Below are 19,969 nucleotides of genomic sequence, written 5' to 3'. Positions count from 1 at the left end.
CATCGCGGCGGCTCGAGAAACTACGATCGAAATCGTGCGACTGCCGACGGTGCCGAGACTGCCCTACCTTCCCGACCCGTTGCGGCGGTCCAGAACGCCGGACGACATCGCTTTGGTCACCGATATCGGCGATGAAGAAGATCCAGCGGCCGCCGGAATGACCCAAAAGGGCATCGACGACATCTGGGATGGGGTCGTCGACGTCTATCGCGGCGGAGCGCATCCTGCGATGGGACTGTGCGTGCGTCGCAACGGCCACGTCGTCCTGCATCGATCGATCGGCTACGCGCACGGCAATGGTCCGAAGGACAAACCCGACACCCCGAAAGTTCGAGCGACGACGGCCACGCCGTTCCTCCTGTACTCGGCGTCCAAGGCAGTCACGGCGATGGTCGTCCATCTGCTCGCCCAGCGGGGCGAGTTCTCGATGAGCGATCGCATCGTCGACTTCATTCCGGAGTTCGGCCGACATGGCAAGGGCGACATCACTATCGGGCACGTGCTGTCCCATCGTGCGGGTGTCCCACTGCATCCGTCGGAGGTCGTCAACCTCGAAGCGGTGCAAGACCGTGCGGTCATTCTCGAAGCACTGTGCGATGCGAAACCGCAGAGCAAGGCGGGCAGCCTGCAGGCGTACCACGCGCTGAGTGGCGGCGCGATCATGGGCGAAGTGGTCCAACGCGTGACGGGTTCCAACATTCACGACGTTCTCGCCCGCGAAATTTGCGAACCGCTCGGCTTTCGGTGGGGCAATTACGGCGTCGCGGAAGAGGATTTGCAGGCCGTCGCGACGAACTACGTGACGGGTTTCCCCGTTCTTCCTCCGGTGTCGACGATGTTGACGCGGCTGCTCGGTACCAGCGTCAACAAGGCCGTCGAGATGAGCAATGACCCGCGATTTCTGACGGCGGTCGTCCCCGGCGGCAACGTGGTGATGACCGCGGACGAGTTGTCCCGCTTCTACGAGCTCCTGCGCCGCGGCGGGGAGCTCGACGGCGTCCGGATCTTCGAGCCGGAAACGATCGGGAAAGCCGTTGTGAAGCAGTCGTATCAGCGCGTCGACTTCACGCTCGGCTTCCCGATCGGGTACAGCTATGGCTTCATGCTCGGTGGCAAACGGCTCAGCCTCTTCGGTACCGACTCGGAGAACGCATATGGGCACCTCGGCTACACCAACGTGGTCGGCTATTCGGATCCGAGTCGCGGACTGGCGGTCGGCTTCGTCACCAGCGGCAAGCCCGTCGTCTACCCCGAAGCGTTCGGGTGGCTCGGCGTGATGGGCCGGATCGGGATGGCGGCCGGGAAACTCTAGACCGCCGCCGTCAGCGTGGCTTCGATTGTCTCCCAGGGTATTCCAGCAGGAAGCACGATACCGAGGATGTCGGCGTCGGTCGACCATCCGTCCAGTTGCGCCTTCAGTTCGGTAGGGGTGCCATACGCGGTCAGTGCATCGAGGGCGGAACGGGCCTCGGGCGGAACCACGGAGTGGGTCGGGCTCGGGCGCGGATTGGCAACCCGGATGGCGTCGACCTCAGCGCTGAAACCCTGTCCGGCGATGAGCCGCGCGTACCCGTCGCCCATCGCGCAGATGTACCAGGCGAGGCAACTCGCCGCAATGTTGCGTGCGACAACAGGATCGGGGTCGGCGACGGCGAAGGGCCCGGCGACGACGGTGATCGGTGCGCGATCGCCTCGGCGCGCGTTGATTTCGGCAGCAGTCTTGCGCAGCCGTTCCCGCGTCAGAAACAGCGGATACCAGCCGTCGGCGAGGTCGGCTGTGGCCTCGATTGCAGTCTTGCCGCTCGCCGCGATCCAGATCGGGAGGTCGGGCTTGGGGGAGAGGCCGAGCTTGAGGGCCCGCGCGGTGCGAGAGTCGTCGATCGGCGCCCTGCCGCCGTCCAGCATCGTCCGGACAGCCGTCGTGACCTCGCGCAACTTGCTGGTCCACCCCGTGAATTCGAGGTCGTGCAGTCCTTCCGTCAATGCGCGACTGCTCGTGCCGAGCCCCAGGATCGACCGCCCACCACTGATTTCGTGCAGCGTCGACGCGCCCATCGCCAGCGTCGCGGGTGAGCGGCTCCATACCGACAGAACACCCGGCAGCAGTTTGATCCGCTCGGTGCGCATCGCGATCTCGGTCAGCAGCAGCGTCGAGTCGTAACCCCAGCCTTCGGCGAGGGAGAAGACCTCGTACCCGAGTCGCTCGGCGAGCAGGGCTGTTTCGACAATGACGTCGCGGCGGGTTTCCATCGGAGTCAGCGCAACCGCGAGACGGCGTGTAGTCATCCCTCGAGCTTGGCCCGCTCTCGACCCCGAATCCAGATACCCGTGGGGTAGGAGTGGGCCACCCTCGGCAAGAGTGAAGCAAAAGCCCCGGAAATCGGTGCTTTTGCTTCAGAGTGGCGAACACAAGGAACCTCGCGGGATCAGCGTGCGTCCAAGCACACTGTGACCCCGAAAGAAATTCACAGGACGATGGCCCTGCAGGACGGCGTTGTCACGCTCGCACAGGCTCGCGACGCCGGCATGTCCAGCACGGCCGTCAACCGGCGTGTCTCGTCGGGCGAGTGGGCACGACTGCATTCCGGTGTCTTCATCCGAGCGGATCGGGAAAGGACTTCCGCGGTTTCCTTGCGGGCCGCCGTCTACGCCGCCGGCGAGGGCGCCGTCGCATATGGCCCCAGTGCAGCGTGGTGGCAGAAGTTGATCGACCGGCCGCCGCACAAGCATTGGATCACGATCCCCACACATCGCCGGCTCAGACGCAGTTCGAATGTTCGTCTCAGGCATCGCGATCTGCACAGCATCGACACGAAAACGGTGCGGTCAATGCCTGTGACGATCCTTCCGCTGACGGTTCTCGAGGCTGCTGTCGAATTGCGGAGTGGGTCGGTGATGATGGACCGCGCACTGCAGAAGCGCACCAGTCTGCGGATGCTCGAGGTAGTGCACGAGCGCAACTCGACGCGCAGTGGCGCTGCCAAAGCCGCAGCGCTCCTCGCGGCCGCAGGTGAGGGCGGAGCGTCCGAAGCCGAGCGCAGATTTCAGGAGATTCTGCGTCGCGCAGGGGTAACAGGCTGGGAGGCGCACTATAAGACGCGTGGTTTCGAGATCGACGTTGCCTTTCCCGAGCAGCGCCTCGCTATCGAGGTCGACGGTTGGGCGTGGCACCGTGACGCCGACCGGTTCGCACACGACCTGGAGCGGCAGAACACGTTGGTGAACGCAGGCTGGCGTGTACTGCGATTCACCTGGCATCACGTCACATACGAGCCGGACGTCGTTCTCGCCGAGGTGATGTCGGCTCTTGTGCAAGGCTGAAGCAAAAGCACCGTTTTCCGGGGCAATTCCTTCAGTCCGCCCGTGCGGCCAGCTCGCCGAGGCGAGAGAGGTCTCCCCGCAGGGCGTCGGTGCGGTCGTGGTGACGAGGCACCATCCGCCAGATGAGGCGGTCGAACCAGACAGGCAGGCTCAGGACGCGGAAGGACTGGACGATCCGGGTGCCTGAGTCGGTAGGTTCCAATTCGTAGCGCCACTCCGTGTTGTCGCCGTAGATCCCACCGTGTGTCTCCCACACCAGCTCTCGGGCGGGTGTCAGGGACGTGATCGTGCAGGGTCTGCTCCAGCGCATGAATCCGGACTTGCTCTTTCCCCGGAACCGCGCGCCGACCGCAGCTGCCGATGATCCGGAAAGCCAATGGGCAGAGCGGCATTCGTGGCTCCACTCGCCGACCCGTGTGACATCGCGCAGGACGGCCCAGACCTGCTCCGGCGTCGCAGCCACGTCCGCCTCGACGCGCCCCCGCAATGGTGCCCGCAAAGACGTGAATTCCTTTGTCCGCCAGCGTCGGAACGCGGCGCGCCGGTAGCGCCGCGACATGATGTTGAGAATAATCCACCGCGGTATCGCGGGTACGAGGTCCGTGATCACTGTGCGCTCGGAGTCGTCGAGGCCGTCCATGATCCACAGGCCACTGTCCGAAAGCTCCAGCGGCGGTAACGGTTTGACGTTGTACTCCTGGTCCCAGTGGTCCCACTCCGCGACGGTAATCGTCGACGACACGATGGGCATCATCTCGTTCTCTTCGCGGTCGAGGTGCGGCAACAGGACATCGGCCAGCTTGTCGATCGCTTCGACCACCTGTTGGCGGAGTGCTGCCGAATCTCGATACGACCCGGCTGCGGAGACGAGCGCGTCCATCGCAGGCTCGATCGACCTGTGATCGGAATCCATCGACTCCAGCAGTTCGGCTGCCGCAGCGTTTCGCCCACGAACCAACGGGTACAAGTGTTCGTCCTCCGACGAGTGGTGCCGATGCAGGAACCGCATCATCCACTGCAGATGGTCGGCGATTGCGATCCGCTGGGCGTCGAACGGGTAGGGCGCGGTAGTCAGCGCCTCGGTTGCCCGAATCAGGTCGCGACGCAAGGCCTTGTGCACGATTCCCATGACGCGGGTATCAGCCGGTGCGTCGAGGTCGGTCTCTGTCGTCATGGCTGTCACTCCTCGCGAAGGTCGAGCAACCGCACGACTGTGTCGGCCACCCAGTTTTGGTATTGCTCGTCGGACCAACCGGACCCGACGGTGAGTAGTAGGTAGACGTCGTTGCTCATCACGGCCTGCATGGCGTCGACTTCCGCCTCTGTGACGGCTCTCTGCGCCACAGCGATGACGCCTGTCCGGACCGAAACCCGTTCGTCAGCGCGGGTTTTCTCGGCCAGCTCCACGAGTTGAGGATCTGCTGCCGCGGCATGGTCGAGCACGCGGTTCAGCGGCGCGGTCCGTCGGTGGATCCACGTCAGCAGCCGTCCGACTGCGGCGGCGCGATCTGCGAGCGAGCCCTCCGACATGGCCTGGAATTCAGGGCGTTCGACCAGTGGCCGCGGATCGTCGTCGCCCACGACGGCGACGTCGAGCGCAACTTTGAGGAGGTCCCGCTTGTTGCCGACGCTGCTGTAGACGGTTTCGACGGAGCAGCCGGCCCGCTTTGCGACGTCGCGCATCGAGGTTCCCGCCCACCCGCGCTCGATGAACAGTCGACTCCCTGCCGCGAGTATTGCCGCGCGAGTCTGCTCGGCCATCTCCAGGCGGAGGGTCGAGTCGTATCGGCGCGTGCTGCTCGAGGTCATGCCAACCAGTGTGAAACAGATCTGTATTCAAAACAAGGCCGTTCTAGTGAATATTCTCCAGCCTGTTCCGTAGAGTAGAAATCTGTGTCTCCCGTCGGCTTCCTTCTTCTGGTGGTCGCGGGGTTCTTCACCGGACTCGTCGGATTCGTCACCGGCATGGCATCGATCGTGTCGTACCCGGCCCTGTTGGCCGCCGGTCTGTCGCCGGTCACTGCCAATGTCACGAACACCGTCGCCATGGTCGCGGTAGGCGTCGGTTCCACCGCGAATTCGGGTCGGGAATTGGTCGGGCGCGGCACGACGTTGGTGCGGTGGGCGATCTATGCAGCGCTCGGCGGATTGACGGGTGCGCTGGTTCTGCTGGTCGCGCCGGAGGGCTCGTTCGAGTCGGTGGTGCCGTTCCTCGTCGCTTTCGCGTCGATCGCGTTGCTGGTCCAGCCGGTTGTCAGGCGCCATATCGGCGAGGCCGTCTTCCCGCGTCTGGTGGCGATCGCCGTGTTCGTCATTGCAATCTACGGCGGCTATTTCGGCGCGGGTGCGGGCGTCATCTATTTGTCGCTGATGCTGATCTTCACCACGGAAACCATGTGGAGCGCAACGATTCTCAAGAGCTTTCTGCTAGGCATCGCGAATCTGGTTGCCGCACTGGGATTTGCCATTTTCGGTCCGGTCCACTGGGTCGCCGCAGCGGCACTCTCCCTGGGCGCGCTTGCCGGCGGCTGGTGCGGACCGCCTGTCGTCAAAGTGATTCCACCCGAAGTACTTCGGATCGCGGTAGGCCTGTGCGGACTAGGGCTGGCCGGGTACCTGCTCTTCTAGGCGACGCGCGTACGCCACTCGTCGGGAATGAAGTCGTTTCGTCGCATGAATCGGGTCATTCGGCGCAGGTAGTCGGGCTGACTGATGTGCACGATGTGATTGCCCGGGAACCAGTGCAGCGCGCACTTGTCCCAATGCAGCCACAGCTTGTCGGACTGCTCCGGTGGCGCGAGTCGGTCACCGAGACCGGTGATGATGAGCCGACTGTCCCTCGCGACGACGGGCCGGTAATTGAGCGGGCTGTGGTAGGCCATGCCTGCCTCGTACTCGGCGCGATCGGTGCCGGTGATTCGGCGACCGAACTCGACGATGCTCGAGGCCGGGAACCACGTGTCCAGCAAAGTCGCCGGGTCGGTTACGGGAACGTTCGGGATCACGACTTGCAGCCGATCCTCGACCGTCGCGAGCAGGGCGCTGGTGTAGCCGCCCAACGAGATTCCGGTGACTCCGACCTTCTGCACCCCGATCGATTCGAGGTGGTCGACGAAGATGCGGAAGTCGTGCACGGCCTGGCCCATGGATTCGGCGAAGCCGCTCATCCCACGGGAGAAGTAGCCGTAGCCGCTGAACGGCGAAGACCGCTCGGCGCGCGCGCCGTGGAACGGCAAGGTGTAGAGAAGCACGTCGAAACCGGACTTGTAGAACCACGGCAGCTGGAAGAACATGCTGTTGACCAGATAAGGCGAGGCGAAGAAGCCGTGGATCACGCACAGAGTCGGTCGCGGACCGTCCAGATGACGCCAGTGCTGGGCGTGGGCAATGTTGTTGCGCTGCAGGCCCTGCCACGTAGGGCGCATAACTGGGTTGATCGGCGTGTACGTGCTTTCGAACGTCAGGTTCTCGACGGTACCGTGAGCGAGGTTGCGCGCGAGCGCGTTTGCCCGTCGGCGCACGATGCGGGGCCTGACCGTCGGGCGCGGGAAGGAAACGCCCGCGTCATGTTGCGCGGCGATGTCGGCGTAGAACAGGCTCTCTTCGCGTTGTCGCCTTGCGGCCCATGGGTTCAGCGCCAGGGGTGCCAGGGCAGTGCTCACCATGGTCGCCGCCGCGGTTCGCAGGACGACATCGGCAGCTGCCGACGATCTGACGATTGCCCGGTCGCGTAGCGAAAGCTGGTCGATGGCAGGGAGGCCGCGCGCGGTCGCGTCGTGGCCGGAAACATCGGGCACGATGATGGGCAGTGGATCCTCGCCGTTGAGGTATGCGCTCACAGGTGCACTGTAAGCCCGATCGATAGCCAAGGGAAAGGTCTCGGGAATGGCGATCCGGCGCGACGAACTCGAGTCGTATCGCGATGCCACAGTGCCGGACCTCATCGGTCCCGGCTGCACACTGCTGTTCGTCGGCATCAATCCGGGCTTGTGGACGGCCGCGGCCGGCGCACATTTCGCGCGACCCGGAAACCGGTTCTATCCCGCATTGCTGCAGGCAGGCATCATCGAGCGGCCGATTGCGCCGGCGGACGGGATGTCGGAGACCGACACCGCATACCTCATCGGCCGCGGCATCGGAATCACGAACCTCGTCGCCAGGGCAACCGCGCGCGCCGACGAGTTGACCGCGGAGGAACTGCGTGCCGGTGTCGACGTGCTCGCAGCCACGGTCGCGTCGGCGAAAGTGCGCGTCGTCGCGATCCTGGGCATCACGGCGTATCGGACGGCTTTTCAGGTTCGCGGCGCGAAAGCCGGTCGGCAAAGCGACTTCGCAGGTGCGCAGTTGTGGGTGGTGCCCAACCCGAGCGGGTTGAACGCACACGACACGATCGAGTCGCTCGCACGGGCGTATCGGCGCGTCGCGGAGGCCGCTGGCACCGTGTGACCTGCGCTGACGCGTTACAGTGCAGCATGGCAGCTCCGGTCACGACGGCCGTAAGGCAGAAACTTGCACTGGTAGGGACCGCCACGGGTGGCTGGACAAGGCGTACGAGTTACCTGCAAAAGTGGTTGGCGCTCGGCACGCTGATCGGCGTAATCGCTGGTCTGGGCGCCGTCGTCTTCTTTGTAGCGCTCACACAGTCGACGCACTTCCTGCTCGAGACCATCGGCGGATACACGCCACCGACGCCGGTGGGTGACGGCGGCGGGGCGGGTAGCGGTGACTTCACGCGGCCGTGGGCGATCCCCCTTTTGGTCGCCGCGGGCGGACTGGTCTCCGGGTTGATCGTGTTCACGTTCGCGCCCGAGGCCGAGGGGCACGGCACCGACGCCGCGATCGAGGCGGTCAACACCAATCCTCGAATGATCCGGATGCGAGCTGTATTCGTGAAGCTCGTCGCGTCCGCGATCACCATCGGCTCCGGTGGCTCGGCGGGACGCGAAGGGCCGACCGCCCAAATCTCGGCTGGCTTCGGTTCGTTGCTCGCGCGGACGCTCGACCTGACACCGAAGGACGGCAGGATCGCTGTCGCGATTGGCATCGGTTCCGGCATCGGGGCGATCTTCGGTGCCCCCCTCGGTGGCGCATTGCTGTGCGGCGCAATCATCTATCGCGACGATTTCGACTTCGAGGCAATCGTTCCGGGGCTCATCACATCGATCGTCAGTTACTCGGTCTACGGCGTGTTCCTCGGCTTCGATCCGCTGTTCGGTTATGTCGGAACGGAGTACCGCTTCGACGAGCCGCTGCAACTGGTGTGGTTCGCGGTCATCGGAATTCTCGCCGGCTTCGTCGGGCTCCTCTTCGCGAAGACGTTCTACTTGACAGTCGACATCACCCACCGCTTGCCCGGCAGCCGGATTATCAAGCCCGCCATCGGCGGACTGCTGGTCGGCCTGCTCGCTCTCGGACTGCCGGAAATTCTCGGCAGTGGGTACGGGTGGGTGCAGAAAGCGATGGAACGCACGGATCTGCTCGCGATGCCGCTGTGGTTGATCCTGGTGCTGCCACTGGCCAAGATCGTCGCGACCTCGTTGTCGATCGGTACCGGCGGATCGGGCGGAATCTTCGGTCCGGGCTTGGTGATCGGCGGATTCACCGGTGCCGCCGTGTGGCGAATTCTCGAGCCGTTCGCGCCCGGTGTGCCGGACAGTCCCGCGCCCTTCGTGATCGTCGGAATGATGGCGTCCTTCGGCGCGATCGCCCGAACCCCGCTTGCGGTGATGGTGATGGTTGCCGAGATGACGGGCAGCCTGACCGTTGTGCCGCCGGCGATGCTCGCGGTCGGGCTTGCCTATCTGATCGTGCGGCGGTCCGGAGACACGATCTACCGGTCGCAACTCGAGAACCGGGACGACGCGAGATCGGCACGCCTGCAACGAGAACTCCCGTTGCTCAGCCGACTGGAGGTTGCCGACGCGATGTCGCCGCCGAAGTTGGTCCTCACGTCGTCGATGCTCGTTGTCGACGCAATCGAGGCGATGGCGGACCTACCCGGTGCACCGGTCGTCGATGCCAACGAGCGCTTCGTCGGGACCGTCGCGCCGGGGGAGTTGTACGGTCGGGCCCCCGACGAGCCGATCGGGCGCAGTGTCGACGTCAGTGCCCCGACGGTCAGTGTCGAAGGCAATCTCGCTGATGCCGTCGACGCTCTGCCGCAAGGACATCGCTGGGTGACCGTGCTCGACGACGACCGCAAGATCCGTGGAATCGTCGGCGCCCGCGAAATCGTGCACGGCTACCGGACGGCAGCGGCAGCGGATGTCCACAGATTCGCGAGTCTGTCGCCCCACGCCGACCTCCTCGACGTCAGGGTCGGCAAGAACTCGCCTTTCGTCGGTAAAGCTCTGGGCGAGTGCGAGATTCCGGAGTCGGTGATCGTTCTGACGGTACTGCGTGGCGATGCGGCGCTGCCCGGAACCGCGACCTCGGTCTTCCAGGCCGACGATCTTGTCACTCTTGTCGGCCCTCACGATGCGCTTGGGCAGGTCAGCGCGCAGCTAGCGGCTCAGGATCGCTGACCTCGACGACCTTCGGCTCCGGTATCCGCCGCAGGGTCAGCGTGATCAGGCCCGCTGCCAATGCTGCTGCCGCACTGAAGATGTAGGCCCGGTCGGACGCATCGTTCGCGGCGGCCAACGTCAGCGGGGAGCCGACGATGGCAACGAGGATCGCGGTCCCCAGCACTGCGCCGAACTGCCGGAACGCCGACGACACGGCGCTCGCCGTACCGAACTGCCGCTGCGAAATGGCTGTCAGCGCCGCGGCGCCGAGGGTCGGGAAGGCAAGTCCGATGCCGATGCCCGTCAGGATCTGGCCGGGCAGCCAGACGCCGACGTAATCGGTGTCTAGTCCGGCACTTCTGAGCACCAGAAGTCCTGCGACATAGAAGATTACGCCGGGGACGATCACGGCCCGATGCCCGAATCGGTCGGCGAGGCGACCTGCCGGACCGGCAACCACGGTCGATGCGAGCGGTCCCGGAAGAACGGCCAGACCCGCGGCGAGGACGGTGAACTGCCAGACGGATGTCAGGAACAGGATGTTGCCGAGCAGTGTCGAGAAGAAGGCCATCGCGAATAGCAGAGTGGCAATGTTGGCGTCCCGGAAACTGGGTACGCGCAACAGTTCTGGATCGATGATCGGGCGCGGGTGGGTGCTGCACCGCCACGCGACAACCCCGCTCAATACTGCGGCAATCACGAACGACGCGACGATTCCCGGGCTGCTCCAGCCCCAGGTACCACCTTCGACGATCGCCAGAGCGAGAACGCCGAGGCCGAGGATCGTCAAGGCGGCACCGAGCAGGTCGGGGAGGCCGGTGGCCTCTTCGTCGACGCTCTCCAGCAAGGCGCTCCGGCCGATGACCAGCACGACCAGGCCGATCGGCACGTTGACCAGGAAGATCCAGCGCCAGTCTGCGAGGTGGACGATCACGCCGCCCAGCGGCGGACCCGCGGCGGCGGCGAAAGCTGCTGCGGCGCCCCAGATGCCGACTCCGGTTGCGCGCCTCGCTGCCGTGAATTCGGGGAGCATCAGGGCCATCGAGACCGGAGTGAGGACTGCGGCCGATGCGCCCTGCAGGGCTCGCGCCCCGACGAGCAGTTCCCATGTCGGCGCGACGGCGCACAAGATGGATGTGAGGACGAATCCCACTATGGCGATGAGGAATACACGCTTGCGGCCGTAGCGGTCGGCAATCGCGCCTGCCGGCACCAGTAGGGCTGCGATGACGATGAAGTACGCGTCCAGCACCCACGACAGGTCGGCGCGCTCGGCGTCGGGGAACGATTCCGCGATGCTCGGAAAGCTGACGTTGACGATCGTCGTGTCGAGGAAGGCGAGAAATCCTCCCGCGCAGGTCGCGGCAATGGCCAGTGTGCGTCGTTGCAACATGAAACTAGACGGTAAGACTCGTAGTTGCTTTTTGCAACTCCCTGTAGGGTGGATTTCATGAAGCACGACGAACTGTTGGCGGTCAACTGTGCGTTGTCGCGAACAGCTGCCGTTCTCGGTGAGCGGTGGATGATCGCCATACTGCGAGCCGCGTACTTTCGTGCGCGGACCTTCGAGGACTACCAGCGCGCCACAGGCATCGCGCGAAACATCCTGACCGAGCGATTGCAGAAGCTGGTCGACTTCGGAATCTTCGAGCGCCGCACCTATGCCGAGGGTGAGCGGCGCACGCTCAGTGAATACCGGCTCACCGAAGCGGGGCTCGAGTTGTACCCGGTCATCGCCGCCATGCTGAAGTGGGGCGAGAAGCACACCGGCCTGATCTACGGTCCGCCAACGGAATTGCTGCACCGGACCTGCGGCGAACGCACCCAGGCGCGAGTCGTCTGCGAGCACTGCGGTGACGACTTGATCGCGCACGAGGTCGAGGTGCTGCCCGGGCCGGGGGCGGCGAAGCTGGCTCCACCGTGGCTGCCGATCGGCGCGACCTAGGGTTGGTCTGTGACGAAACGCCGCGCACCCAGGCCGAGTGAACTTGCCCCCTTGCTGAAGTTCGAGCGCCCGTTCGGCGGCCACGCTCGCAAACTGGCTCGCGCGCAGACGATCTGGGACCTGCGTGAGTTGGCGCGCCGCCGGACGCCGAAGGTCGCATTCGACTACACCGACGGTGCTGCGGATGCCGAGGTCAGCATCGCCCGCGCGCGACAAGCGTTCGCGGACATCGAGTTTCGCCCGTCCATTCTTCGTGACGTGTCGGCTGCCGATACGACGCGGTCCGTACTCGGCGCGGTGTCGGCATTGCCGTTCGGTATTGCCCCCACGGGCTTCACCCGCATGATGCACACCGAAGGCGAGATCGCAGGAGCGCACGCGGCCGAACGCGCAGGCATACCCTTCGCGCTCTCGACGCTCGGCACTACCGCAATCGAGGACGTCTCGGCCGCAACCGGCCCCGGCGCCCGAAACTGGTTTCAGCTCTACATCTGGAAGGACCGAGAGCGGTCCTTGGCTCTCGTCGATCGGGCGTTGGCCGCCGGGTTCGACACGATCGTCGTGACCGTCGATTCGCCAACCGCGGGTGCGCGCCTGCGCGATGCCCGAAACGGCATGACCGTGCCGCCGTCGATCACGATGTCGGCGGCCTTGGACGCCGCGCGCCGACCACGATGGTGGTGGGACTTCCTGACGACAGAACCGTTGGCCTTCGCCTCGCTCGACCGCTGGCCGGGCACCGTCGCGGAACTGATGAACCACATGTTCGACCCGACGATCACGTTCGACGACCTCGCGTGGATCAAGGAACGAGTGCCCGCGAAGTTGGTCGTCAAAGGCGTGCAGAACATCGACGACGCCAGACAACTCGCGGCTGTCGGCATCGACGGAATAGTCCTGTCGAATCACGGCGGACGTCAATTGGACCGTGCGCCGGTTCCGCTCCAGCTGTTGCCCGACGTCGTTCGGGAGGTGGGCAAGGATCTCGAGGTGCATATCGACACGGGCATCATGCACGGCGCAGACATCGTCGCGGCGCTCGCACTCGGCGCGCGGTTCACACTGATCGGGCGGGCGTATCTCTTCGGGTTGATGGCCGGTGGCGAAGCCGGCGTCGACCGCACGATCGAAATCCTGCAGAGCCAGATCGTCCGGACGATGAAACTGCTCGGCGTGGGCACTCTCGACGAGCTCGAACCACGCCACGTTCGACTGCTGGCGCGCTAGCCCATCGACGTCTGCCACACCGCCGCGGCAGCGAGCGCGCCGATGCCGTTCACGGACCAGTGCAACGCGATCGGAGCCAGCAAGCTGCCGCTGCGGCGGCGCAGCCAGGTGAAGACGAAGCCGGCTGCGGCAGTCGCGGCGACAGCACAACCGATACCCGCGACCTGTCCGGCCACACCGCCGCCCAACAGCGCGGATAGCCCGTGATTGTTGGCGGTCAGGCCGAGCGACGAGGCGATGTGCCACAGCCCGAACATCAGCGAACCCGCAGCGGCTACGCCGCGAAAGCTGTAGACGCGTGACAGCGTGCCCTGCAAGACACCGCGGAAGGCAAGTTCCTCCGGGATCGCGGTCTGGAGTGGGATGACGATCATCGACGCGATCAGAGCGCCCGAAACGGTGGCATACCGGTCGGCGAGAAACATCGGCCGGGTGATCGGCAGAGCAGCGCCGATGGCGACGACACACGCGACCACGACGACTGCCCCGAGCGCGTACCAGGCGCCCGTTTTGAGATGCGCGCGAGCGAGGCCGAGTTCGGCCCAGCCGAGGCCGCGTTTGCGCGTCAGTACGACGAGCGCCGCCGCTGCAATCGGAACCGCGACGAGACTTGCCCACCACGTGGTGAAATGCGCGATCAGATTCGTGCAGACGAGGACGCCGATGACGACTGCGATATCCACATAGGGTCGCCGGACTCCCGTGGATACGGTCGCAACACTCAAAGCACTTACTCCTCGACGTCGAGTAGACGCCAGCTTACTGGCTACGGTGACGACGTGACACGCCTGCGCGCACGCGATGCGTTGATGTACTGGATGTCGGCGAAGCTGCCGAACGATCAGTTTCTGCTGTATTGCTTCGATTCGCCGACGCTCGATTCGGCGGAACTGCGCTCGGCTTTTCTCCAGCGAGCTCGGCGGATCGCAGACCTGAACGTCCGAATCAAAAATGTTCCCTGGAATCTCGATTACCCGCACTGGGTGCCGCGCGAGATCGTGCCGGACGACGTCGTCGTCCAGCGACCGGCAGACTCGACGTGGTCGGGTTGCTTGGCCCGCATAGGAGGGCTCTTGGCGACTACGGTCGATCCGACCGTGAGCCCGTGGCGGCTGCACGTCTTCACCGACGTACGGGACGCTCCCGAGTGCACCGGTCCGGCGGTCGTCGTCGTGCTGCAGATCTCGCACGCGCTTGTCGACGGTCAAGGATCCGCCATGCTTGCGCGAGCATTGTTCGGCCCGGACGAGAGCGTGGACTTCGTCCGGGAATCGACGCCGTCGGCAGCCGCCCTCGTCGCCGAATCCGTCGTCCGTGCGCCGGTGCAGTTCGGCCGCATGATCGCGGCCGGAGTGAAGGCCGGACGCGCCTACCGCGAATCGGTTGCACTTGCGGAGCGGGGTGAGCTCCCGCCGAAAATGCCCGGGCGCGAACTCGTGGCTTTCAATCGGCGACCCGACGGCCTGCACAGCGCCAACGTCGTCGTCGTGCCGTTGGCTGCCCTGCGAAGCGCCGACTTCACCGTCACGATCGTGGCGCTGACCGCGCTCTCGGTTGCCATCAGCACCTACCTGAGGGATCGCGGGGCGGAGGTGCCCGGCCGGCTCGGCGCAGAGGTCACGGTGGCACACCGCGTCGGCGGAACCTCGCGCAACAATTATTCGAACGTCGGCGTCGGCCTGTTTCCACACGAGCCCGATCTGGCCGCGCGCGCAAGGTTGATCAAAGCAGAGCTCGCACAGCGCCGAATCCGCGCCGCACACCCGTCGATCACAACCCAGGGGGAATCGCTCGATGCGACACCCGCAGCGTTCGTTCGGACAGGAGTCGTCCGGTTCGACCTGTCGCGCACCCCCGCCACGGTTTCGGGCAACACAGTCCTCACGAGCATCGACCGTGGTCCGGCGAATCTGCGTTTCGGCGGCGGACCGGTCCGCTTCACAGCGGGCTTTCCGGCCCTCTCACCCGCTATGGGCGTCACACACGGGATCTACACGATCGGCGACACGCTGACCCTGTGTATTCATTCGAGTCCGGCGGCACTCCCTGACCCGCACAGCTACGAATCCCTGATACGCAAAGCAATTGCGGAAGCCGGCCAGGCTTTCCGCATCACCCCTAAGAGGTAGTTAGCGTATCGAAAGATGGGGGACAACCCTGATGCGCGCCAACCGATCTTGTTCCAGAATGGTTCCTGGGTCGGCCGACGTCGTGAGCATTCCCGTCGGCCGTGACGGGGAGGAACACATGAGCGAGGCCGATCGAGCGGCGCATATCGCCGCAGAGTCAGCAGCCCGGGGAGACCGGGAAGCATTGCGCACGGTGACGGCATCGGTGTGGCCGATGATCGTCAGATATTGCCGAGCCCGCGTCGGCGAGCAGGCCGGCACGTGGGCAATCGCGGACGACATCGCCAGACGCGCATGCGTATCGGTTGTCGGCCAGTACGAGCCGGAACGCCATGGAACCAGCCCGTTTTCGGTGCACGTGTACCGCGTGACCGCGCGTACGGTGGCGTTGTCGACCAGGCCGAAGGGCAAGGGCCTACACCCCGGCGACCGGATGAGCGACTTCATCGGCGATCTCGAACCGATGGCCCGCGAGGTCATGATCCTGCGGTTGATCGCGGGCATGTCCGTCGTCGATACTGCCGCGGCGCTGGGCATGCCGGCCGGGCGGGTCCGGGTTGTGCAGCATCGTGCGCTGCGCGAATGTGCACGCTCCGGACTTACTTGACCGGCACCGACTTCGGTTCGGGGGCGGGATCCGCTTCGCCGTGTGACCCTTCGACGTCGAGCGTCGGAAGGATGCGATCGAGCCACGCGGGGATCCACCAATTCGCCTTGCCGAGAATCGACATCGTCGCCGGCACCAGCACCATTCGCACGATCGTCACGTCGACGAGCACCGCTGTGGCAAGGCCGACGCCCATCATTTTCACCGTGATGTCGGGATCCATCGCGAACCCGGCGAACACCGCGATCATGATGGCGCCTGCACTGGTGATGACCCGTCCGGTCGACCCGAGTCCCTGAATGACGCTGGAATGCGGATCTCCCGATTTCAGCCAGAGTTCCCGGACCCGTGCGAGCAGGAACACCTCGTAGTCCATCGAGAGTCCGAACAGAATGGTGAACATCAGGATCGGCACCCAGCTGGATACAGGAACCGAGTGGGGGAGCCCGAGTAGCTCTGCGCCCCAACCCCATTGGAATACCGCCACCATCACGCCGTACGCGGCAGCGACCGAAAGCAGGTTCATCGCGGCCGCTTTGAGTGCAACGATCGGCGCGCGGAAGACGCACGTCAGCAGGACGACCGCGAGCGCGACTACGACCCAGATGACCAGCCAGAGCCGTTCGGCCAGGCGTGCCGAAATGTCCGCGAAAATTGCCGTCATACCGGTGATGTGCGCGCCGTTCGGCAACTGACCACGCAACCGTTCGAGAGTCTCGGTGGTGGCCGCGTCCCGCGGACCGGTCTTGGGTTGGATGGCGACGACCGCGGCGGTTCCGTCCGCGTTGCGAATCGCCGGTGCCAGGCCTGCCACACCGCTGTCGGCGGCGAACTTCGCGACGAGTGCATTCAAGTCGGGCTCGGAGACCTGCTGGAGGTCGACCGCGAGGAGAAACGGTCCGTTGGCGCCGGGCCCGTACTCCGCGTCGACCAGATCGTAGGCCAGCCTGGCGGTGTTCGACGTCGGCTGACTGCCCGCGTCCTGGGGCCAGGTGCGCATCTGCAGGACGGGTGCGGCAAGCAGCAACAGGATCAGCAGCGCGCTCACCGCCCACGGCCACGGATTGTCGCCGACCCGTGCCGCCCACCGTTCGGTCTTGGAGACGCGATGTGGTGCCGCCGGGTCTTCGACGACGCGGCGTTTCTTACGCAGCACCCGCTTGCCGGCAAGCCCGCACAGTGCGGGCACGAGGGTCACCGATGCGAGCATGACGGCACCGACCATGAGGAACGTCGCGTAGCCGAACGACGAATACACCGGAAGGCCGGTCAGCCGTAGACCGAACAGCGACACGAGGACCGTCGTACCGGCAAAGACGACCGACAAGCCCGCGGTCGCATTCGCGCGACCAGCCGCCTCGATCACGGGCACACCGTGGCGCAGATAATCGGCGAACCGCGTCACCAGCAAGAGTGCGTAGTCGATGCCGACGCCGATGCCGACCATCGTCGCGATGGTCGGCGCCGTAGTGCTCACGTCGGTGAGTCCGGCCATGGTCGTAATGAGTGCGGTGCCGATGCCGACGCCGATCAGTGCGACAGCGAGGGGCAAACCGGCCGCAACGACCGAACCGAAGGCGAAGACGAGAATTCCCAATGCGACGAGGATGCCGATCGCCTCGGCGGTCCCCGAAGGCACCGATTGGTTCTCCGCGACCAAGCCGCCCAACTCGACCTCGAAGCCTGCGTCCTCGATCGGGCCCGTCGCGTCGCGCAACGCGTCCGTGCCTTCCGAGCCCTCGAAGTCGGTGACCGGCACGTTGTAGTTGACGTCGATCAAGGCCGTGTCGCGATCGCTCGAATATCGTGGCGGAGCAACGACACTCACGCCGGGCACGGTCGTCAAACGTTCCGATAGCGCGGCCAGTTCGGATTCGGGTACCGTGCCGTCGTCGGAATGCACGACGACGCGCGCGTCTGCACCCGAGAACTCGGGGAACCGCTCGCTGAGCAGGTCGTTGCCCGTCTGCGCTTCCAGCCCCGGAATGTCGTAGTTGTCGTGTGGCGACCCACCGACAGCAGCCGCCAAGCCGAACGCGAGGACGAGCAGCAGTAACCAGACACCGATGAACCGCCATGGGTGCAGAGCACCTGCCGAGCCGATGCGATGAAGAAAGGCACTCATGTGTTCTCCCTGGCGGCGCGAAAATGTGAGTCAAGCCTAGATCGACTTCGATTCACGACGAATTCAACCGCTGCAACCGGGTGGCCTGCAGAAATACGCTGCGGCACATGACAACAGCATCTTCGACCCGGCTCGGCGCAATCATCGATGCGACAGCGGATGCGGTCGCGGCCGACGTCGCCAATGCGCACGTCGTGTTCCGTGCGGCCGGAGCAGCTCAGGGCGCGGTCGGGTCCGCCATCAAGCTGGGAACGTACACCGTGAACGTCGACGAACCGCCGACGCTCGGCGGCGAAGACACTGCGCCCAACCCGGTCGAGTTCTACCTCGCCTCGCTGATCTCCTGCCAGGTCGTCACCTACCGCTTCTGGGCGGACCGGCTCGGCATCGCGGTCGACGACATCTCGGCGACCGCCGAGGGTGACCTCGACGTCCGTGGCTTCTTCGGTCTCGACGACGACGTGCGAGCCGGTTTCGGCGAAGTCCGCGTGCAGATTCAGGTGACCGGACCCGAATCCGCGGACCGCTACGCGGAACTGGGCCGCGTTGTCGACGCGCACTGCCCGGTCCTCGACCTCACCAAGAACGTCACCCCGGTCCGGACGACCCTGGTCGTCGGGTAGGTCGCCGTCGCCTCGGTCAATGTGTCGTGGCGCCGAAGAGGGCTTGCCCGGCTTCGAGGCGACGCCGCATGCGGTCGCGCAGGTCGACGGTGAAATAGCGGCTGCGCCCCCGACCTGCCATCTTGGCCTCGTACATCGCCAGATCGGCGTCGCGCAGTACGTCTTCGGCGGTCCGGGGATCGGCGGCGTCGACGGTCGAGATGCCGATGCTCGCGTCTACTCGCAATGTGCGGCCGTCGAGTTCGATCGGTTCGCTGACGGCTTCGTGCAGGCGGTCCACGAGGTGGTCGACCTCGTAGCCGGACAGGTTGCCGGGCAGGACCGCGACGAACTCGTCGCCGCCGAGTCTGCCGACCAAGTCGCCGGGCCCGAGCGCCTGTCGTAGCCGTGTCGCGGTCAACTTCAGCACTACATCGCCGACCGAGTGGCCGAGCGAATCGTTGATCACCTTGAAATCGTCGAGATCGATGAAGAGGACCGCGATCCGCTCACCAGGCGTTGCCGACGCCACGAAGTCCCGCAAGCCGGCAACCATGTGGGCACGATTCGGCAGTGCGGTCAACGAGTCGTGGTTCGCCTCGAACTCGAGGCGAGCACGGATTGCCCGCTGCGCGGTGACGTCCGTGAACGACGCGACAACGGCGGAATCGGGATCGTTCGGGTTGAGCAAGCGGCTCGACCCGGCGAACCACGCTCGCGTGCCGTCGGTCTGCTCGACGCCGTAGATGAAGCCGCCGAGTGAAGCGCCCGACCGAAGCACTTGGCGAACCGGGTGGTTGTTGCGCGGAATCGGGTTGCCGTCGGTATCGAAAAGCGGGACGTCGAAGGCGCTGATAAACGATCCGTCGGCTGGCCGGCCGATGTGGAGCAGACGGCGCGCCGCGGGATTGGCCGACTCGATGCGCCCTGTCCTGCTGATGACGACGACGCCCTCGTTGAGCGACGAGACCACCGTCTTGAAATGCTCCTCGGCGCGCCGCAGTGCTGCCTCGGCCCGCTTCTGCGCTGTGAGGTCGCGAATCACCACTTGATAGGCGGACAGGCCGGCCCATCGCGTGCGCACCCCGACAGCTTCGACGTCGACCGGGCGGCCGTCGAGCCGGAGGACGACCATCTCGGTCGGGCACGAGACCGACCCCTCGCTGTCGAGACTGTCGATCCGTGCCTGCAGCGGACCGCACGAATCGGGGTGCAGGAAGTCGCTGATCGGCCTGCCGACAATTTCGCCTTCGGACCCGGCCCCGAGGAGCCGCACGCCTGCCGGATTCACGTACACGAGTCGGCCGGCCGCATGAACGACGATGGTGTCCGGACTGTGCTCGACGAGCAGTCTGTAGCGCTCGGCGACATCTGTGAGCGCGCCCGAGGGAGCGTCCAAGGATGGACCTCCTCTCGATCGAGAAGCCACAATTACATCATGGTCGGGCGACCAGTTGTGGGGTAGTTCACAACGATTTCCTGTGTACTTCGCAACGTCGCAGGCGAG

General features: G+C 65.3%; 18 protein-coding genes and 1 pseudogene. 11 read left to right on the top strand and 8 right to left on the bottom strand.

Features of this window, described 5'->3' with window-relative positions; translation table 11 throughout:
• Positions 1–34 precede the first annotated feature (34 nt).
• Positions 35–1,312, top strand: coding sequence for a serine hydrolase domain-containing protein (locus JGU72_RS03355; RefSeq protein WP_307828280.1), 1,278 nt, complete (start codon positions 35–37; stop codon positions 1,310–1,312).
• Here JGU72_RS03355 and JGU72_RS03350 read toward each other — a convergent pair.
• Entirely contained in the window at positions 1,309–2,286 is a 978-nt protein-coding gene (locus JGU72_RS03350) for an LLM class flavin-dependent oxidoreductase (RefSeq protein ID WP_199682302.1), read from the bottom strand. The two genes, JGU72_RS03355 and JGU72_RS03350, sit on opposite strands and share 4 nt — an antisense overlap.
• A 189-nt stretch (positions 2,287–2,475) precedes the next feature.
• Here JGU72_RS03350 and JGU72_RS03345 point away from each other — a divergent pair, with 189 nt between their 5' ends.
• A complete protein-coding gene (locus JGU72_RS03345) occupies positions 2,476–3,321 on the top strand; it encodes a type IV toxin-antitoxin system AbiEi family antitoxin domain-containing protein (protein WP_199682301.1) in 846 nt (281 codons plus the stop codon).
• 31 nt (positions 3,322–3,352) lie between these two features.
• On the opposite strand, the gene JGU72_RS03340 is transcribed toward JGU72_RS03345, so the two are convergent.
• Positions 3,353–4,495: a hemerythrin domain-containing protein gene (locus JGU72_RS03340; protein WP_199682300.1), complete on the bottom strand. Its 1,143-nt coding sequence runs from the start codon at positions 4,493–4,495 to the stop codon at positions 3,353–3,355.
• A gap of 5 nt (positions 4,496–4,500) precedes the next feature.
• Positions 4,501–5,130: a TetR/AcrR family transcriptional regulator gene (locus JGU72_RS03335; protein WP_199682299.1), complete on the bottom strand. Its 630-nt coding sequence runs from the start codon at positions 5,128–5,130 to the stop codon at positions 4,501–4,503.
• A gap of 84 nt (positions 5,131–5,214) precedes the next feature.
• Between JGU72_RS03335 and JGU72_RS03330 the strand changes: the two genes are divergently transcribed.
• Positions 5,215–5,949, top strand: a complete 735-nt coding sequence (locus JGU72_RS03330) for a sulfite exporter TauE/SafE family protein (protein WP_199682298.1) — start codon at positions 5,215–5,217, stop codon at positions 5,947–5,949.
• Here JGU72_RS03330 and JGU72_RS03325 read toward each other — a convergent pair.
• Positions 5,946–7,160, bottom strand: a complete 1,215-nt coding sequence (locus JGU72_RS03325; protein ID WP_307828279.1) for an alpha/beta hydrolase family protein — start codon at positions 7,158–7,160, stop codon at positions 5,946–5,948. The genes JGU72_RS03330 and JGU72_RS03325 overlap by 4 nt on opposite strands.
• Positions 7,161–7,206: 46 nt before the next feature.
• Here JGU72_RS03325 and JGU72_RS03320 point away from each other — a divergent pair, with 46 nt between their 5' ends.
• From JGU72_RS03320 to JGU72_RS30530, 3 genes and pseudogenes are all read left to right on the top strand, one after another.
• The gene (locus JGU72_RS03320) at positions 7,207–7,767 is read left to right on the top strand and encodes a mismatch-specific DNA-glycosylase (RefSeq protein WP_199682296.1); all 561 of its coding nucleotides are present in this window, start codon (positions 7,207–7,209) and stop codon (positions 7,765–7,767) included.
• A gap of 26 nt (positions 7,768–7,793) precedes the next feature.
• Positions 7,794–9,194: pseudogene (locus JGU72_RS03315) on the top strand (chloride channel protein); the annotation flags it as partial.
• Between the two features lie 51 nt (positions 9,195–9,245).
• Positions 9,246–9,845, top strand: a complete 600-nt coding sequence (locus JGU72_RS30530; RefSeq protein ID WP_267909164.1) for a TrkA C-terminal domain-containing protein — start codon at positions 9,246–9,248, stop codon at positions 9,843–9,845.
• Here JGU72_RS30530 and JGU72_RS03310 read toward each other — a convergent pair.
• Positions 9,814–11,220, bottom strand: coding sequence for a DHA2 family efflux MFS transporter permease subunit (locus tag JGU72_RS03310; RefSeq protein WP_233531074.1), 1,407 nt, complete (start codon positions 11,218–11,220; stop codon positions 9,814–9,816). The genes JGU72_RS30530 and JGU72_RS03310 overlap by 32 nt on opposite strands.
• Before the next feature lie 57 nt (positions 11,221–11,277).
• Between JGU72_RS03310 and JGU72_RS03305 the strand changes: the two genes are divergently transcribed.
• Positions 11,278–11,772: a winged helix-turn-helix transcriptional regulator gene (locus JGU72_RS03305; RefSeq protein ID WP_199682294.1), complete on the top strand. Its 495-nt coding sequence runs from the start codon at positions 11,278–11,280 to the stop codon at positions 11,770–11,772.
• 9 nt (positions 11,773–11,781) lie between these two features.
• Complete coding sequence (locus JGU72_RS03300; RefSeq protein WP_199682293.1) at positions 11,782–12,999, top strand: alpha-hydroxy acid oxidase; 1,218 nt, start codon at positions 11,782–11,784, stop codon at positions 12,997–12,999.
• On the opposite strand, the gene JGU72_RS03295 is transcribed toward JGU72_RS03300, so the two are convergent.
• Positions 12,996–13,724: a CPBP family intramembrane glutamic endopeptidase gene (locus JGU72_RS03295; RefSeq protein ID WP_233531073.1), complete on the bottom strand. Its 729-nt coding sequence runs from the start codon at positions 13,722–13,724 to the stop codon at positions 12,996–12,998. The two genes, JGU72_RS03300 and JGU72_RS03295, sit on opposite strands and share 4 nt — an antisense overlap.
• A gap of 54 nt (positions 13,725–13,778) precedes the next feature.
• Here JGU72_RS03295 and JGU72_RS03290 point away from each other — a divergent pair, with 54 nt between their 5' ends.
• Both JGU72_RS03290 and JGU72_RS03285 read left to right on the top strand, forming a co-directional pair.
• A complete protein-coding gene (locus tag JGU72_RS03290; protein ID WP_307828278.1) occupies positions 13,779–15,128 on the top strand; it encodes a WS/DGAT domain-containing protein in 1,350 nt (449 codons plus the stop codon).
• Between the two features lie 118 nt (positions 15,129–15,246).
• Entirely contained in the window at positions 15,247–15,735 is a 489-nt protein-coding gene (locus JGU72_RS03285) for a sigma factor-like helix-turn-helix DNA-binding protein (RefSeq protein WP_199682291.1), read from the top strand.
• Here JGU72_RS03285 and JGU72_RS03280 read toward each other — a convergent pair.
• Positions 15,728–17,860, bottom strand: coding sequence for an MMPL family transporter (locus tag JGU72_RS03280; protein WP_199682290.1), 2,133 nt, complete (start codon positions 17,858–17,860; stop codon positions 15,728–15,730). The two genes, JGU72_RS03285 and JGU72_RS03280, sit on opposite strands and share 8 nt — an antisense overlap.
• A 107-nt stretch (positions 17,861–17,967) precedes the next feature.
• On the opposite strand from JGU72_RS03280, the gene JGU72_RS03275 reads away from it, so the two are divergent.
• The gene (locus JGU72_RS03275) at positions 17,968–18,483 is read left to right on the top strand and encodes an OsmC family protein (protein WP_199682289.1); all 516 of its coding nucleotides are present in this window, start codon (positions 17,968–17,970) and stop codon (positions 18,481–18,483) included.
• 16 nt (positions 18,484–18,499) lie between these two features.
• Here the strand turns inward: JGU72_RS03275 and JGU72_RS03270 are convergent, their stop codons facing one another.
• The gene (locus JGU72_RS03270; RefSeq protein WP_233531071.1) at positions 18,500–19,861 is read right to left on the bottom strand and encodes a diguanylate cyclase domain-containing protein; all 1,362 of its coding nucleotides are present in this window, start codon (positions 19,859–19,861) and stop codon (positions 18,500–18,502) included.
• Between the last annotated feature and the right edge of the window lie 108 nt (positions 19,862–19,969).

The organism is Antrihabitans auranticaus, from assembly GCF_016481275.1.
Taxonomy (GTDB): Bacteria; Actinomycetota; Actinomycetes; order Mycobacteriales; family Mycobacteriaceae; genus Antrihabitans.
This window is presented reverse-complemented; position numbering and strand designations above follow the sequence as displayed.